The 16,072-nt window shown below is 73.0% G+C and carries 15 protein-coding genes; 13 read left to right on the top strand and 2 right to left on the bottom strand.

Translation table 11 applies throughout. The annotated features are described in order from the left end of the window. The 6 genes from D0D28_RS02895 to argG all read left to right on the top strand — a co-directional run. On the top strand, positions 1-1,246 hold a 1,246-nt coding region (locus D0D28_RS02895; protein WP_116109622.1), incomplete at its 5' end, for a DUF5691 domain-containing protein. Further along, on the top strand, positions 1,243-2,322 hold the full coding sequence (locus D0D28_RS02900; RefSeq protein ID WP_116109623.1) for an ATP-binding protein: 1,080 nt from the start codon (positions 1,243-1,245) through the stop codon (positions 2,320-2,322). The genes D0D28_RS02895 and D0D28_RS02900, both read left to right, overlap by 4 nt. Further along, positions 2,319-4,505: a DUF5682 family protein gene (locus D0D28_RS02905; protein ID WP_116109624.1), complete on the top strand. Its 2,187-nt coding sequence runs from the start codon at positions 2,319-2,321 to the stop codon at positions 4,503-4,505. Before D0D28_RS02900 ends, D0D28_RS02905 begins: the two co-directional genes overlap by 4 nt. Further along, entirely contained in the window at positions 4,502-5,653 is a 1,152-nt protein-coding gene (locus D0D28_RS02910; RefSeq protein WP_116109625.1) for a VWA domain-containing protein, read from the top strand. The genes D0D28_RS02905 and D0D28_RS02910 overlap by 4 nt, the downstream gene beginning before the upstream one ends. A 59-nt stretch (positions 5,654-5,712) precedes the next feature. Continuing rightward, on the top strand, positions 5,713-5,838 hold the full coding sequence (locus D0D28_RS37265) for a hypothetical protein (RefSeq protein ID WP_275895884.1): 126 nt from the start codon (positions 5,713-5,715) through the stop codon (positions 5,836-5,838). Positions 5,839-5,867: 29 nt separating this feature from the next. After that, complete coding sequence (gene argG, locus D0D28_RS02915) at positions 5,868-7,325, top strand: argininosuccinate synthase (protein ID WP_094002808.1); 1,458 nt, start codon at positions 5,868-5,870, stop codon at positions 7,323-7,325. Between the two features lie 42 nt (positions 7,326-7,367). On the opposite strand, the gene D0D28_RS02920 is transcribed toward argG, so the two are convergent. Beyond that, positions 7,368-8,585 carry a cytochrome P450 family protein gene (locus D0D28_RS02920; RefSeq protein WP_162830963.1) on the bottom strand — a complete coding sequence of 406 codons (1,218 nt, stop codon included), beginning with the start codon at positions 8,583-8,585 and terminating at the stop codon, positions 7,368-7,370. 133 nt (positions 8,586-8,718) lie between these two features. On the opposite strand from D0D28_RS02920, the gene D0D28_RS02925 reads away from it, so the two are divergent. From D0D28_RS02925 to D0D28_RS02940, 4 genes are all read left to right on the top strand, one after another. Beyond that, the gene (locus tag D0D28_RS02925; RefSeq protein WP_233156992.1) at positions 8,719-9,327 is read left to right on the top strand and encodes a TetR/AcrR family transcriptional regulator; all 609 of its coding nucleotides are present in this window, start codon (positions 8,719-8,721) and stop codon (positions 9,325-9,327) included. Next, entirely contained in the window at positions 9,324-10,919 is a 1,596-nt protein-coding gene (locus tag D0D28_RS02930) for an MDR family MFS transporter (RefSeq protein ID WP_116109627.1), read from the top strand. Before D0D28_RS02925 ends, D0D28_RS02930 begins: the two co-directional genes overlap by 4 nt. Before the next feature lie 81 nt (positions 10,920-11,000). Continuing rightward, a complete protein-coding gene (locus D0D28_RS02935; protein ID WP_116109628.1) occupies positions 11,001-11,735 on the top strand; it encodes a GH12 family glycosyl hydrolase domain-containing protein in 735 nt (244 codons plus the stop codon). A 75-nt stretch (positions 11,736-11,810) separates the two neighbouring features. Further along, positions 11,811-12,449: a class I SAM-dependent methyltransferase gene (locus D0D28_RS02940; RefSeq protein WP_275895885.1), complete on the top strand. Its 639-nt coding sequence runs from the start codon at positions 11,811-11,813 to the stop codon at positions 12,447-12,449. Here the strand turns inward: D0D28_RS02940 and D0D28_RS02945 are convergent. Then, on the bottom strand, positions 12,442-13,140 hold the full coding sequence (locus D0D28_RS02945; RefSeq protein WP_116109630.1) for a GntR family transcriptional regulator: 699 nt from the start codon (positions 13,138-13,140) through the stop codon (positions 12,442-12,444). The two genes, D0D28_RS02940 and D0D28_RS02945, sit on opposite strands and share 8 nt — an antisense overlap. A 121-nt stretch (positions 13,141-13,261) precedes the next feature. On the opposite strand from D0D28_RS02945, the gene D0D28_RS02950 reads away from it, so the two are divergent. The 3 genes from D0D28_RS02950 to D0D28_RS02960 are packed head-to-tail and all read left to right on the top strand — an operon-like array spanning position 13,262 to position 16,046. Next, positions 13,262-14,413, top strand: a complete 1,152-nt coding sequence (locus tag D0D28_RS02950) for an acyl-CoA dehydrogenase family protein (RefSeq protein WP_116109631.1) — start codon at positions 13,262-13,264, stop codon at positions 14,411-14,413. Between the two features lie 11 nt (positions 14,414-14,424). Continuing rightward, positions 14,425-15,243: an FAS1-like dehydratase domain-containing protein gene (locus D0D28_RS02955; RefSeq protein ID WP_116109632.1), complete on the top strand. Its 819-nt coding sequence runs from the start codon at positions 14,425-14,427 to the stop codon at positions 15,241-15,243. After that, positions 15,240-16,046, top strand: a complete 807-nt coding sequence (locus D0D28_RS02960; protein WP_094002799.1) for an HpcH/HpaI aldolase/citrate lyase family protein — start codon at positions 15,240-15,242, stop codon at positions 16,044-16,046. The genes D0D28_RS02955 and D0D28_RS02960 overlap by 4 nt, the downstream gene beginning before the upstream one ends. The last annotated feature ends 26 nt before the right edge of the window (positions 16,047-16,072 follow it).

The raw sequence follows: 16,072 nt of genomic DNA on the forward strand, positions 1-16,072 counted from the left end.
CTCGGAGATGTGTATAAGGGCCAGCGGCACCCGAGCCGGACCCGCCGCCCCCTACGACCGTCCCGAGTGCACCCCGGCCGCCGCCCAGCTGCTGGAACTGCTGCTCACCCGCGCCATCCGCCTGGAAGCCGGCACCGAACCGCTCACCACCGACTGGCTCACCGCCGCCCGCGACGCCGGACGCCGCCCGCCCCACCGGCTGCTGCCCGAGCTGCTCCGCTTCGGCACGACCACCGCCACCGCCCGCGGCCTCGTCCGGGAGGTCATCGGCCCGCGCGGCGCCTGGCTGGCCGGGCACAACCCGGCGTGGAGCTGGGCGGCCACCGTCCCGCCCGGCGAGGTGGCCGAGCGGTTCGCCACCGGCACCCGCGCCGAGCGGGTGGCGCTGCTGACCGATCTGCGCGCCACCGAACCCGCCCGCGCCCGCGACCTGGTCGGGGAAACCTGGGCCGCCGAACCGGCCGCCACCCGCGCCGCGTTCCTGGACACCCTGCGCACCGGCCTGTCCGGCGACGACGAACCCCTGCTCGAACGCGCTCTCGACGACCGCGCCGCCACCGTCCGCGCGGCCGCCACCGCCCTGCTCGACCACCTGCCCGGCTCGGCCCGCGCCCGCCGCATGGCCGCGCGCGCCCAGGCGCTCCACCAGCGGGGCGGCGCCTTCGACCTGCCCGGCGATTCCGACGAGGCGGCCCGCCGCGACGGCGTCACCGGCCACCGCGAACCCGGCCTGGGCCGCGCCGCGTCCCGGCTGATCCAGATCCTCGCCGCCACCCCACTGTCCACCTGGGACACCCGCTGGATCGCCGCGGCGGACCACGACGTCCTCCTCGGCTGGACGAAGGCCGCGCTGCGCCAGCGCGACCAGGACTGGCTCACCGCGCTCGCCCGCCACCAGCCCACCCCGGAGCTGATCACCGCGCTCACCCCGGAGGTGGCCGCCGAGATCCTGGGCGGCCGGCAGAAACTCGACGCCCGCTTCGGCGCGCTGCTCGCCGCCGCGCCCGGGCCGTGGCCGGCGGCGTTCTCCACCGAGATCGTCGGGCGGCTGCGCACCGGCAAGGCCGACGCCGTCCTGCGGCTGGCCGCCCGCGCCATGGCCGAGCACCTGCACCCCGCGGCGCTCGCCGCCGTCGAGAACTGGCTCTTGAGCCTCGGCACCGACCGCAACCCCGCCGCGCGCACCCTGCGCGGCATCGCCCACGCGCTCACCATCCGAGCGACCATCCTGCAGGAGTTCACATGACGGATGTGCTGAGAGCACACGCCGAGCAGCAGCACGCCGGCGAGCTGGCCGCGCTCGCCGCCGCCGACGACCGGCCCCGGCCGCCCAACTGGAAGCTGTCGCCGTGGGCGGTCGCCACCTACGTCCTGGGCGGACAAGCCCCGGACGGCACGCCGATCACGCCGAAGTACCTCGGGGCGCGGCGGCTCGTCGAGGTCGCGATCGCCACGCTCGCCACCGACCGCGCGCTGCTCCTGCTGGGCGTGCCCGGCACGGCGAAGACGTGGCTGTCCGAGCACCTGGCCGCGGCGATCTCCGGCGACTCGACGCAGCTCGTGCAGGGCACGTCCGGCACCGCGGAGGAGGCGATCCGCTACGGCTGGAACTACGCGCGCCTGCTCGCCGAGGGCCCCTCGCCCAAGGCGCTGGTCGCCAGCCCGGTGCTGCGCGCGATGGAGACCGGCGGCATCGCGCGGATCGAAGAGCTGACCCGCATCCCCTCCGACGTGCAGGACGCGCTGATCACGATCCTCAGCGAGAAGACCCTGCCGATCCCGGAGCTGGACAGCGAGGTGCAGGCGCTGGCCGGGTTCAACGTGATCGCCACCGCCAACGACCGCGACCGCGGCGTGAACGACCTGTCCGCCGCGCTCAAGCGCCGCTTCAACGTCGTGGTGCTGCCGCTGCCGGAGGACGCCGAGTCCGAAGTGGAGATCGTCCGCCTGCGCGTCGAGCAGCTGGGCCGGTCGCTCCAGCTGCCGGCCGGGGCGGAGACCGTGGACGAGATCCGCCGCGTGGTCACGGTGTTCCGCGAGCTCCGCGACGGGGTCACCACCGACGGCCGCACCAGGATCAAGTCGCCGTCGGGCACGCTGTCCACGGCCGAGGCGATCTCGGTGATGACCAACGGGATCGCGCTGGCCACGCACTTCGGCGACGGCGTGGTGCGCGCCGACGACGTGGCGGCCGCGCTGCACGGCGCGGTCGTGAAGGACCCGGTGCAGGACCGGATCGTGTGGCAGGAGTACCTGGAGACCGTGGTCCGCGAGCGCAAGCCGTGGTCCGACCTCTACCGCGCGTGCCGGGAACTGGTGTGACCGTCCACGTCCTCGGCATCCGCCACCACGGGCCGGGTTCGGCCCGCGCGGTGGCCGACGCCCTGGGCCGGCTCGATCCGGAGGTCGTGCTGATCGAGGGGCCGCCGGAGCTGGACGCGGTCGCCCCGCTCGCCGCCGCGGCGGGCATGCGGCCGCCGGTCGCCGGGCTGGTGTACGCGGCCGACAAGCCCGCCACCGCCGCGTTCTACCCGATGGCGGTCTTCTCCCCGGAGTGGGTGGCGCTGCGGTGGGCGCTGGAGCACGGCCGGCAGGTGCGGTTCCTCGACCTGCCCGCGAACGTCGCGCTGGCGCTGGAGGACGCCGACGACCCGGCCGCCGAACCGCCGGTCGACCCGATCGCGACGCTGGCCGCGGCCGCCGGGTACGACGACCCGGAACGGTGGTGGGAGGACGCGGTCGAGCTGCGCTACCACGGGCTGGAGGTGTTCGACGCGCTGCTCGACGCCATGCGCGCGCTGCGTGAAGGGCACGTGCCGGACCTGCGCACGCAACGGCGCGAGGCCGCGATGCGGCGGGTGCTGCGCGGCGTCATCCGCGCCGGCGCCGGGACCATCGCGGTGGTGTGCGGGGCCTGGCACGCGCCGGTGCTGGTGCCGCCGGAGTTCCCGTCGCAGGCCGCCGACAACCGGCTGCTCAAGGGCCTGCGCACCACGAAGGTCGCCGCGACCTGGGTACCGTGGACGTCGTCGCGGCTGGCCCTGGCCAGCGGCTACGGCGCCGGCATCGCCTCCCCCGGCTGGTACCACCACCTGTTCACCACCGCCCGGGACGAGGCGGTGCGCCGGTGGCTGGTGCGGGTGGCGCACCTGCTGGGCCGCGAGCAGCACGACGTGTCCCCGGCCGCGGTGATCGAAGCCGTCCGGCTCGCCGACGCGCTCGCCGTGCTGCGCAACCGGCCCCACCCCGGGCTGCCCGAGGTGCTGGAGGCGTGCCAGTCCGTCCTGTGTGGAGGGTCGGACGTCCCGATGCGGCTGGTCGCCCGCGAGCTGCTGGTCGGCGACATCCTCGGCCGCGTGCCCGCCGAGACGCCCATGGTGCCGCTGGCGAAGGACCTGGAAGCGACCCGGAAACGGTTGCGGCTCAAGCAGAGCGCGGCCGAGCAGCCGCTGGAACTGGACCTGCGCACGCCCACGCACCTGGAACGCAGCAAGCTGCTGCACCGGCTCCTGCTGCTCGGCGTGCGGTGGGGCGAGCCGGCGGAGACCACCCGGACGAAAGGCACGTTCCGCGAATCCTGGGTGCTCCAGTGGCGGCCGGAGCTGGCGGTGGCGCTGATCGAGGCGAGCGGGCACGGCACCACGATCGAATCCGCGGCGACGGCCGTGGGGCGGCAGATCACCGCCGGGGCCGACATCGCGGAGCTCAGCGCGCTGGTCGAGGACACCCTGACCGCGGACCTGCCGGACGCGCTGGCCGGGGCGCTCGCCGCGCTCGACGAGCGGGCGGCGCGCCAGCACGACACCACCCGGCTGATGGCGGCGGTCGAGCCGATGGCGCGCGTCCGCCGCTACGGCAACGTGCGCCGCGCCGACACCGAGCTGGTGCAGCGGGTGCTGACCGGGGTGGTCACGCGCATCGCGGTCGGGCTGCCCGCCGCGTGCGCGGGTCTCGACGACGAGGCCGGGCGTGAGGTGCGGCAGCTGCTCGACAGCGTGCAGCGCGGGATCGGGCTGCTCGACCAGCGGGAGCTGCGGGAGGTCTGGTACGGCGCGCTGCGGACGGTCGCCGACCGGCTCGGCGTGCCCGGGGTGATCGCCGGCCGCGCGGTGCGGCTGCTGCTGGACGCCGGGCTGCTCGATGTGTCCGACGCCGGTGACCGGCTGTCCCGGCAGCTGTCGCTGGCCGCGGACGCCACCCAGGCCGCGGGGTGGCTGGAGGGGTTCCTGTCCGGGGAGGCGGCGCTGATGGTGCACGAGCCGGAGCTGCTGGAGATCGTCGACCGGTGGGCCACCGGGGTGAGCGAGGACGTGTTCGACCACCTGCTGCCGTTGCTGCGCCGGACGTTCGCCGAGTTCACCGCGCCGGAGCGGCGGGAGATCGGGTTGCGGGTGAAACGCCTCGACCGCGGCGACGGCGCGTCCGGGGTGCGGGCGGCGGACGAAACGCTGGACCACGAGCGGGCCGCCCTGGTGGTGCCGCGGATCCTGGAGCTGCTGGGATGACCGATCGGTTGCGGCGGTGGCGGATGATGCTCGGCGGGCAGGACGCCGACGGCACCGGCGTGTCGCTGTCCGGTGTGGACACCCGGCGGGACGCGACGCTGGAGGCGTTGTACGACAAGGAGAAGGACCGCCGGGGCGGGCTCGGCGGGTCGTCGCCGCGGGTGGCGCGGTGGCTGGGCGACATCCGCGGCTACTTCCCCAGCTCGGTGGTGCAGGTGATGCAGCGCGACGCCATGGAACGGCTCGGGCTGCGGCAGTTGCTGCTGGAGCCGGAGATGCTGGAGTCGGTGCAGCCCGACGTGCACCTGGTGGGCACGCTGCTGTCGCTCAACCGGGCCATCCCGGAGCGGTCGCGGCAGGCCGCGCGGGCGGTGGTGCGCAAGGTGGTCGAGGACCTGGAGAAGCGGCTGGCGCAGCCGACGCGGCAGGCGGTGAGCGGGGCGCTGCACCGCGCCAACCGCACGAGCCGGCCGCGGCACGGCGACATCGACTGGAACCGCACGATCCTGGCCAACCTGAAGCACTACCAGCCCGAGCAGCGCACCGTGGTGCCGGAGCGGCTGGTCGGGTTCGGGCGGCGGCTGCCGAGCGTGAGCAGGCAGATCGTGCTGTGCCTGGACCAGAGCGGGTCGATGGCGGCGTCGGTGGTGTACGCGAGCGTGTTCGGGGCGGTGCTGGCGTCGATCCGGTCGCTGCGGACGCGGGTCGTCGCGTTCGACACCGCGGTGGCGGATCTGACCGAGTCGGTGGCCGACCCGGTGGAGCTGCTGTTCGGCGTCCAGCTGGGCGGCGGCACCGACATCAACGCGGCGCTGGCGTACTGCCAGACCCGGATCGACGCCCCGCGGGACACGGTGCTGGTGCTGATCAGCGACCTCTTCGAGGGCGGCAACGAAGAGGAGATGCTGCAGCGCGCGCAGGCGCTCCAGGCGGACGGCGTGCTGGTGGTGTGCCTGCTCGCCCTGAGCGACGACGGAGCACCCGCCTACGACCACGACACCGCGGCCGCGCTGGCGGCGCTCGGGATCCCCGCGTTCGCGTGCACGCCGGAGAAGTTCCCGGACCTGATGGCGGCGGCGATCCAGCGGCAGGACGTGGCCGCCTGGGCGGCGGCGAACGATATCCCGACCGCCGCGGGCGAGGACTAGCGCGTTCCGCCCGCGGCAGCCGTTCTTCGTGAGACGATGCCGCGGCGAAGGAGGAGGGCGTGGACGAGCAGCGCATCAGCAACGACCTGAGCGGCGCGGCACCGGGCTTCGCCGGCCGGCTGGCCCGGGACCTCCTCCGCCGGCTGATCCGCGTGGCCGGGAACACCCCCGCCCCCTTTGCATGACCATGCATCGCCATGCATATACTGTCCTCGTGTCCAAGGTGCTCACCTCTCTGCCTGTCGGTGAACGTGTCGGGATCGCCTTTTCCGGGGGCCTCGACACGTCCGTAGCGGTCGCGTGGATGCGCGAGAAGGGGGCGGTCCCCTGCGCCTACACGGCCGACATCGGGCAGTACGACGAGCCCGACATCGCCTCCGTGCCGGGCCGGGCCAAGACCTACGGCGCGGAGATCGCGCGGCTGGTCGACTGCCGGGAGGCGCTCGTCGAGGAGGGGCTGGCCGCCCTGGCCTGCGGCGCCTTCCACATCCGCTCCGGCGGCCGCGTCTACTTCAACACCACCCCGCTGGGCCGCGCGGTCACCGGCACGCTGCTGGTGCGCGCGATGCTCGAGGACGACGTCCAGATCTGGGGCGACGGCTCCACCTTCAAGGGCAACGACATCGAGCGCTTCTACCGGTACGGCCTGCTCGCCAACCCGGCCCTGCGCATCTACAAGCCGTGGCTGGACGCCGACTTCGTCACCGAACTGGGCGGCCGCACCGAGATGTCGGAGTGGCTGACCGCCCGGAACCTGCCCTACCGCGCCAGCACCGAGAAGGCCTACTCGACCGACGCGAACATCTGGGGCGCCACCCACGAGGCCAAGGCCCTGGAGCACCTCGACGCCGGCATCGAGCTGGTCGAGCCGATCATGGGCGTCCGCTTCTGGGACCCCGAGGTCGAGATCCCCGCCGAGGACGTCACCATCGCCTTCGAGCAGGGCCGCCCGGTGCGGATCAACGGCAAGGAGTTCGCCTCCGCCGTGGACCTGGTGCTGGAGGCCAACGCGATCGGCGGCCGGCACGGGCTGGGCATGTCCGACCAGATCGAGAACCGGATCATCGAGGCCAAGTCGCGCGGCATCTACGAGGCCCCGGGCATGGCGCTGCTGCACGCCGCCTACGAGCGGCTGCTCAACGCGATCCACAACGAGGACACGGTCGCCAGCTACCACAACGAGGGCCGCCGCCTGGGCCGCCTCATGTACGAGGGCCGCTGGCTGGACCCGCAGTCGCTCATGCTGCGCGAGTCGCTGCAGCGCTGGGTCGGCACGGCCGTCACCGGCGAGGTCACGCTGCGGCTGCGGCGCGGCGAGGACTACTCGATCCTCGACACCGCCGGCCCGTCGTTCAGCTACCACCCGGACAAGCTGTCGATGGAGCGGACCGAGGACGCCGCGTTCGGCCCGGTGGACCGCATCGGCCAGCTGACCATGCGCAACCTGGACATCGCCGACTCCCGCTCGCGCCTGGAGCAGTACGCGGGCCTGGGCATGGTCGGCACCGGCGGCACCCAGCAGCCCGGGCTGGTCGGCGCCGCCCAGGCCGCCTCGACTGGCCTGATCGGCGCCATGACCGAGGGCGGCGGCGAGGTGATCGCCTCACGCGGCGCCAGCGCCGAGGACGTCGAGCTGCTCGACCACGCGGCGCTGGAAGCCGGCAACGACTGACGGCCGCGGACGGGGGGGCGAGTCGCCTCGCCCCCCGTCCGGTCAGCCCGGCAGGCCGAGGTTCACCGGGATCGACAGCGGGCCGATCGTGAAGAACGACGGCGAGTACGGGATGTCGTCCGGATCGACGGCCAGGCTCAGATCGGGCAGCCGCCGGTACAGCGCGGCCAGCGCCAGCCTGCTCTCCAGGCGCGCCAGCGGCGCGCCGATGCAGTACCGCGGGCCGTGGCCGAACCCCAGGTTCGCGCCCTGCTCGCGGCTGATGTCGAACTCCCCGGCCGTCTCGCCGTACACCTCCGGGTCGAGCCCGCACGCCTGGTAGACCACCCCGACCGCGTTGCCCTTGGGGATGTCGACGCCCGCGACGGTCACGTCCGCGAGGGTGAAGCGGAAGCTGGTCATCATCACCGAATGCCGGTACCGGATCGTCTCCTCGACGACGTCGGCCCAGCGCTGTTCGCGCTTCGCCAGTTCCAGCTGGCCCGGGTGCTGCGACAGCGCGATGACGGCGTTGCCGAGGAGGTGCACGGTGGTCTCGTGCCCGGCGATGAGCATCAGCCACAGCACCCCGACGAGCTCGTCGGTGGTCAGCTCGTCGCCTTCGTCGCGGGCCTGGACCAGGCTGGTGGTCAGGTCGTCGCCGGGCTCGGCCTTCTTCCGCTCCACCAGTTCCCGCAGGTAGGCCATGAGGGCTTTCTGCGTCGCGAACGCCTCAACGGCAGGGGTCGTGTGGGCCAGCAGCGTGGCGGTCCACTTCCGCAACCGCATCCGCTCCGGCCCGGGCACGCCGAACAGCTCGCAGATCACCGACATCGGCAGCACCTCGGTGAAGGCCGGCACCAGGTCGACCCCGTCACCCGCGGCCACGACCCCGTCCAGCAGCTCGTCGACGAGCTGCTGGATACGCGGCTCCAGGTCGAGCACCCGCGCCGGGGTGAACGCCTTGCCGACCAGGCCGCGCAACCGCCGGTGGTCGGCACCGTCCTTGGTCGACAGGTGGTCGCCCTGGACGATGCTGCGCAGCGGCCAGTCCGCCGGAATGGACCCGTCGTGCAGCGCGGGCCAGTGCTTCGGATCGCGCGCGAACGTCCTGTTGTCCCCGGCGAGGATCTCCCGGACCGCGTTGTGGGTGAGCGCGAGGTAGGCGGGCACGCCGCCGGGGAACTCCGCGCGGACCACCGGGGCGATCTCGCGGAGACGGAGGCAGGTGTCGAGCGGTCGTTCGTCGGCGGCGGGAAACGCGGGAAGGCCAGCGGTCATGGCATGAGCCCTTTCGGCACCGTGCGCCCGTGTTCGGGCGCGGTACGTCAACTGAACCCGGACCACGCAATCCGCCATTCGGGAAGACCCGCCTTTGCACTCCCACCGTGAGAGTGCAACAATGCACTATGACATGAATAGTGCACCTACCGGCCGCTCCGAGCGGATGGCCGCCACCGCCGCCCGGGTGACCACCGTGGCGCGCCGGCTCACCGCCGAGCGGGGCCTCACCGGCTTCACCGTCGAGGAGGTGTGCGAGCGCGCCGGCATCTCGCGCCGCACCTTCTTCAACTACTTCGCCACCAAGGACGACGCCGTCCTGGGCCGGTCCGCGCACCGCGACGACGAGGACCTCGTGGCCGCCTTCCTCGACGGCACCGCCCCCCTGCTCGACGACCTCGCCCGGCTGACGGCGCAGCGCTGGGCACGCGCCGACATGACGGTCGAGAACTGCCGCGAGGTGCAGGCCGCCGTCGAACGGGAACCCCGGCTGCTCGCCAAGTTCCTCGAGCAGCTCCTGCGCGACGAACAGTCCGATGTGGAGCTGGTCGAACGGCGGGAAGGCCTGCCGCGCGGCGACGTGCGCGCCGCGACCGCCGTGCAGGTCGTCGGCGCCCTGGCCGGCGCCGCCGTCCGCGAATTCGTGTCCGAGGGCAGCACCACGCCCTTCGCCGACCTCCTCACGCGCCGGCTGGACGCCGCGCGCACCCTCCTGTCCCCCGACCCCGAACGGACGTCATGACGACCACCGCGCCCGCCCCGCTGCTGCTGACGCAGAGACGGATCTGGATCATCTTCAGCGCCCTCATCGCGGGCATGCTGCTGTCCAGCCTCGACCAGACGATCGTGGCGACCGCGATGCCGACGATCGTGGGCGACCTCGGCGGCGTCGAGCACCAGGTGTGGATCACCACCACCTACCTGCTCGCCACCACGATCGTCATGCCGATCTACGGCAAGTTCGGCGACGTCCTGGGCCGGCGGCGGCTGTTCCTCGTCGCGATCGCGTTGTTCACCCTCGCCTCCGTCGGCTGCGCGTTCGCCACCGACTTCTGGGTGTTCGTGGTGTTCCGCGCGCTGCAGGGCTTCGGCGGCGGCGGGCTGATGATCCTGTCCCAGGCGATCATCGCCGACATCGTGCCCGCCAACGAGCGCGGCAAGTACCTCGGCCCGCTCGGCGCCGTCTTCGGGTTGTCCGCCGTCGGCGGCCCGCTGCTCGGCGGGTTCTTCGTCGACCACCTCACCTGGCAGTGGGCGTTCTACATCAACATCCCGGTCGGCGTGGCGGCGTTCGTCATCGCGCTGGTCGCGCTGACGCTGCCGAGCAAGAAGGCGACCCAGCCGATCGACCTGGCCGGTGTGGTGTTCCTGTCGCTGGCCACCACGTGCCTGATCTTCTTCACCGACTTCGGGGGCGACTCCGACCACGGCTGGGCGGCGCTGGAGACCTGGGCGTGGGGCCTGGGGCTGCTCGTGTCGGCGGTGGCGTTCGTCGTGGCGGAAAAACGCGCCGCGGACCCGATCATCCCGCTGAGCCTGTTCCGCAACGGCATCTTCGTCAACGCCACCGCGATCGGGCTGGCGCTGGGCCTGGGCATGTTCGCCGCGATCGGGTTCGTGCCGACGTTCCTGCAGATGTCGTCGGGCACCTCGGCGGCCGCGTCCGGCCTGCTGCTCCTGCCGATGATGGCCGGCCTGATCGGCACCTCGATCGTCTCCGGGTCGGCGATCACCAAGACCGGGCGCTACCGGATCTACCCGATCCTCGGCACCGTCCTCACCGCCGTGGCGATGGTCCTGATGACCACGCTCGCCGCGGACACGCCGATCTGGCTGATCTGCGGGTACCTGTTCGTGTTCGGCGCCGGGCTCGGGCTGATCATGCAGGTGGTCGTGCTGGTGGTGCAGAACGCGGTGCCCGCCGCGATGATCGGCACCGCGACGAGCACGAACAACTACTTCCGCGAGGTCGGCGCGGCGCTGGGCACGGCCGTGTTCGGCACGATCTTCACCACACGCCTGACGGAGAACCTCAACGGCGTGTTCACCGCGGCCGGCGCCTCGGCCGCGGACGCCTCGGCCACCACGGCGACCCTCGACCCGGCCGCGCTGAACCAGCTCCCCGAGCCGGTGCGCGACGGGGTGGTCACCGCCTACGCCGACGCGCTCGCCCCGGTGTTCTGGTACCTGCTGCCGTTCATCGGGATCGCGTTCGCGTTGTCGCTGGTGCTCAAGCAGATCCCGCTGTCGGACGTGGCCGGCCTGGTGGCCCGCGGCGAGGCCATCGGCGGCGAGGAGGCCGAACGCCTGGAGGCCGAACACCGTCGCGGGTGACATGGCGGCGATCTCACCGTCATCCGTGCTACTTTCCGACCGTCGGCTGGGGGACCACCCGACAGGTTGGGGAAGACGCACATGACACGCACGAGGCCGGCGGTGCTGCTCGCCGCTTCCCTGCTCCTGCTGACCACCACCGCCGGCACCACGGTCTCCGCCGCCAGCACGACCTGCGCCGACCCGGTGTTCACCACCAGCGACCCGAACGGCGGCTGGTCCGTCGGCGGCTACTACGTGCACAACAACATGTGGAACCAGGCCGAGGCCGGTCCGCAGACCCTCTACGCCTGCTCCCACGACGACTGGTACGTGGAGTCCACCCAGCCCGGCACGACGTCGGTGAAGACGTACCCGAACGTGCACAAGGACATCAACGACCTCGACGGCGCACCGCTGTCGGACTACTCGACCATCACCTCCACCTTCGCCGGGCGCGGGCCCGGCACCGGGATCTACAACGTCGCCTACGACATCTGGCTCAACGGCGTCGGCCAGGGGCCGGGCGTGACGGAGCTGATGGTGTGGACGGAGAACCACCACCAGGTGCCCGCCGGGGACGTGGTCACCACCTACACCGCGGGCGGCGTGACCTACGACGTGTGGCACGACGACGGCTACCTCGCGTTCGTCGCGCGATCGACCCAGTTCTCCGGCAGCATCGACATCAAGGCGATGATCGACTGGGCGGTGGGCCGGGGGTACGTCCCACCGGACCCGACGGTGAACCAGATCGGCTACGGCATCGAGTTCTGCTCCACCAACGGCGCCCCGGCCCGCTTCACCGTGACCGGCTTCTCCGTGACGATGACCTGATCTCGCTCTGCCTGCGGCGACTACGGCCGCATCGCGTGGCTGACCGTCCCGCTCGCGGAAACGCTGTGCGCCGCGGTGGATCCGCGGCCCGGTGCGCGCGTGCTGGACGTCGCCACCGGAACCGGGCACGTCGCGCTCGCGGCGGCGCGGCGGTTCTGCCGGGTCACCGCCATCGACTACGTGCCCGCCCTGCTCGAGGTCGCCCGGCGGCGCGCGGAGGCGGAGGGGCTGGAGGTGCGCTTCCGCGAAGCCGACGCCGAAGCCCTCCCCTGCGCCGACGGCGAGTACGACGTCGTCCTGTCCGCCATCGGCGTCATGTTCACCGCCGACCACCAGCGCGCCGCCGGCGAACTGGTCCGGGTCTGCCGTCCGGGCGGCACCATCGGCCTGGCCGGCTGGACCCCGTCCGGGTCCATCGGCGCACTGCTCGCGATCGTCGGCCGGCACGCGCCGCCACCGGCCGGCGCCCTGCCGCCCACCCGGTGGGGCACCGAGGAGACCGTGCGCGAGCTGCTGGGCGACCGGGTCACGGACTTCTTCCTCACCCACTACGGCCCGACGCACCTGGCCGCGCAACGCCTCACCCAGGAGGGGCGGGACGCGTTCCGCGCCGACCTCGTCACCCTCGCGCAGGACAACAACCTCGCCACCGACGGCACCTTCGCCGGCGACTGGGAGTACCTGGTCGCCGTCGCCACGAGAACCGTCAGCTGAGCACTTCGCGCCGGCGCAGGTGGTCCACCAGCTGGCCGCCGACGTGCTCGATGTGCGCCGACATCGCCCGGCGGGCTCCCTCCGGATCGCGGGCGCGCAGGGCCTGGAAGATCGCGCTGTGGTCGTGGGCCGAGGCCGACGACCACCCCTCGATCGAGGCGTAGTAGCCCAGCGGCACGTAGTTCACGGTGACGCCGAGCAGGACGGCCAGCCGCGCCGAGTCCGACGCCTTGTTGATGGTGCGGTGGATCCGGTAGTTGAGCGTCTCGACGAGCTCGAAGTCGCCGTCCCGCTCGGCCTGCTCCAGCTTGGCCTGGGTCTCCTCGAGCAGATCCAGCTCGTCGTCGCGCAGCTCGGTGGCGGCGCGCGCGGCGAGCTCGCCCGCGATGAACGCCTGCACCCGGAACAGGTCGCTGACGTCCCGCGTGGTCAGCGGCACCACCCGGTACCCGCGCCGCGGCTCCCACCGCACCGACCCCTCGCTGCCCAGCAGCATCAGCGCTTCCCGCACCGGGGTGGGGCTGACCCCCAGCTCCTCGGCCAGCCGTTCGGTCCGGATGTACTCGCCGGCGCGGAACTGGCCGACCATGATGCCCTCACGGATGTAGGCGGCGACCTTCTCGCTGAGCTGCTGCTTGTCGCCGAACGACGTGCGCCGCGGGCTGCTCCCGCGGCCCTGCGCTGCACCCATGCCCCCGCCTCCGTGCCGGAAAACTGGCCACATCCTATCCCCGGGAACAGATTCTATAGAATAGCGTCCGCTGCGGCAGGTGAGCGGTAGTGACCACGACGCAACCCAGGAAGGACACCGGATGGACGGCCTGACCGAGGACGAGGCCGCGATCGTCGCGGCGGTCGGCGAGTGGGTCGGCCGCGAGGTGCGGCCCGTGGTGCGGGAACTGGAGCACGCCGGCACCTATCCGGAGAAGCTCATCGATCAGATGAAGCAGATGGGCATCTTCGGGCTGGCGATCCCCGAGCCGTGGGGCGGGGCGGCGGTGTCGGCGCCGTGCTACGCCGCGGTCACCGAAGAGCTGGCGCGCGGCTGGATGAGCCTGGCCGGCGCGATGGGCGGCCACACGGTGGTCGCCAAGCTGCTGATGGACCACGGCACGGCCGAGCAGCAGGACCGCTACCTGCCGCGGATGGCGACCGGCGAGCTGCGCGCCACCATGGCGCTGACCGAGCCCGGTGGCGGCTCGGACCTGCAGGCCCTGCGCACGACCGCGCGCCGGGACGGCGCGGAGTACGTGGTCAACGGGTCCAAGACGTGGATCACCAACGCCCGCCGCTCCGGCCTGGTCGCGCTGCTGTGCAAGACCGACCCGGAGGCCGACCCGCCGCACACCGGGATCAGCGTGCTGCTCGTCGAGAAGGGCCCCGGCTTCCACGTGTCCCGGGACCTGCCGAAACTGGGCTACAAGGGCGTGGAGAGCTGCGAGCTCGCGTTCGACGACATGCGGGTGCCCGCCTCGGCGGTGCTGGGCGGTGTGCCGGGACGGGGGTTCGCGCAGATGATGCGCGGGCTGGAGATCGGGCGCATCCAGGTCGCCTCCCGTGCCCTGGGCGTGGCCCGCGCCGCGCTGGAGGATTCGCTGCGCTACGCCCAGCAGCGGGAGTCGTTCGGCAAACCGATCTGGCAGCACCAGTCGATCGGGAACTACCTGGCCGACATGGCGACGAAGCTGGAGGCGGCGCGTCAGCTGGTGCACCACGCCGCCCGCCGCTACGACTCCGGCCGGCGCGCCGACCTGGAATGCGGCATGGCCAAGCTCTTCGCCTCCGAAACGGCGATGGAGATCGCGCTGAACGCGGTGCGCATCCACGGCGGCTACGGCTACTCCACCGAATTCGACGTCGAACGCTACTTCCGCGACGCGCCCCTGATGATCGTCGGGGAAGGCACCAACGAGATCCAGCGCACCGTGATCGCCCGTCAGCTCGTCAACCGGAACCGGATCTGAGCAGGAAGGTCATGTCGGAGATCGTCGAGCGCACCGAGGTGCTGCTGCCGGAGCCCGCGCGGGCGCTGGGCGCGCTGCTGGACGCGCCGGTGCCGGACCTCGACCGCGGCGAGGGCCTGCCGCTGTTGTGGCACTGGCTGTACCTGCTGGAACGCCCCGCCCAGGCCGATCTGGGCCCGGACGGGCACCCGGTCCGCAACTGCGTCCCGGCGCCGCCGGGTCCCGGCCGCCGCCGCATGTGGGCCGGTGGCCGCGTCCGGACCCGCGGGGCACTGCGGTGCGGGGAGCCGGCGACGCGGCGCACCCGGGTGCTGTCGGTGCGGGACAAGCAGGGCCGGTCCGGGCCGTTGACGTTCGTGGTGGTCGAGCACCGGATCTCCCAGGGCGGCCGGATCGTGGTCGACGAGCAGCAGGACATCGTGTACCGGCCGGCCACGTCGGGTGGCCTGCCCGCCGCGGACAGCGAGACGATCGTGCCGGCCGGGCCGGGCGAACGGGCGATCGAGGTGTCCCCCACCCTGTTGTTCCGGTTCTCGGCGCTGACCTACAACGCCCACCGGATCCACTACGACCGCGACTACGCCCGCGACGTCGAGGGCTACCCCGGCCTGCTCACCCACGGCCCCCTGCAGGCTCTCGCGATGGCCGAAGCCGCCCGCGCCACCGGCCGCGGCGGCGATCTGGAGTTCGGCTACCGGCTGGTGTCGCCGCTGTTCGACCACCAGGGCCTGATCGCCGGTGCGGTCACCGAGCAGGACCAGACCACCACCGCGGTGCGGGACGTGCACGGGCGTCAGACCGCGACCGGAGCCGTGCGGAGCGCGCGATGACCGATCCGCTCGCCGGCGCCCGCAGCTTCCTGTTCGTGCCGGGACACCGGCCGGACCGGTTCGCCAAGGCCGCGGCCTCCGGGTGCGACCTGGTCGTGCTGGACCTCGAGGACGCGGTCGGCCCGGACCGCAAGGCCGACGCCCGTGAGCACGTCCGGTCCTGGCTGGACGACGGGCAACGGGCGGTGGTGCGGATCAACGCGCCCGGCACCCCGTGGTCCGGCGACGACCTGTCCGCCGTCGCGGGCCGGGCCGCCGCGGTGATGGTGCCCAAGGCCGAGGACCGGGCGGTGCTCGACGCGATCGCACGCAGGTCCGGCGCCGCGCTGATCCCGCTGATCGAGACCGCGCTGGGTGTCGCGAGCGCGGTCGAGGTGTGCCGGGCCGATGCGGTGGTGCGGCCCGCGTTCGGCAGCATCGACCTCGCGGCCCAGCTCGGGGTCGACCCCGCCTCGCACGCGGCGCTGCAGCACGCGCGTTCCGCGGTGGTCCTCGCCGCCGCCGCGGCCGGATGCGGCGCGCCGGTCGACGGGGTCACGACGGTCCTGGACGCCGACACCGTGCTGCGGGACGATCTCGCCCACGCGGCCGAGCTGGGGTTCACCGGCAAGCTGTGCATCCACCCCCGCCAGGTGCCGCTCGTCAACGACGCCTTCACGCCCTCGGCGGCGGAGGTCCGGTGGGCCGAGGAGGTGCTGGCCTCGGCCACCGACGGGTCGGTCGGTGTCCACGACGGCCGGATGGTGGACCGGCCGGTGATCCTGCGCGCGCGGGCCATCCTCGCGCGCGGGACGGCTCGGTGACCGCGCCCGCGGACGGGCCCGCCCGG

It is taken from the genome of Amycolatopsis ruanii, from assembly GCF_003385175.1.
Taxonomy (GTDB): domain Bacteria; phylum Actinomycetota; class Actinomycetes; order Mycobacteriales; family Pseudonocardiaceae; genus Amycolatopsis_E; species Amycolatopsis_E thermalba.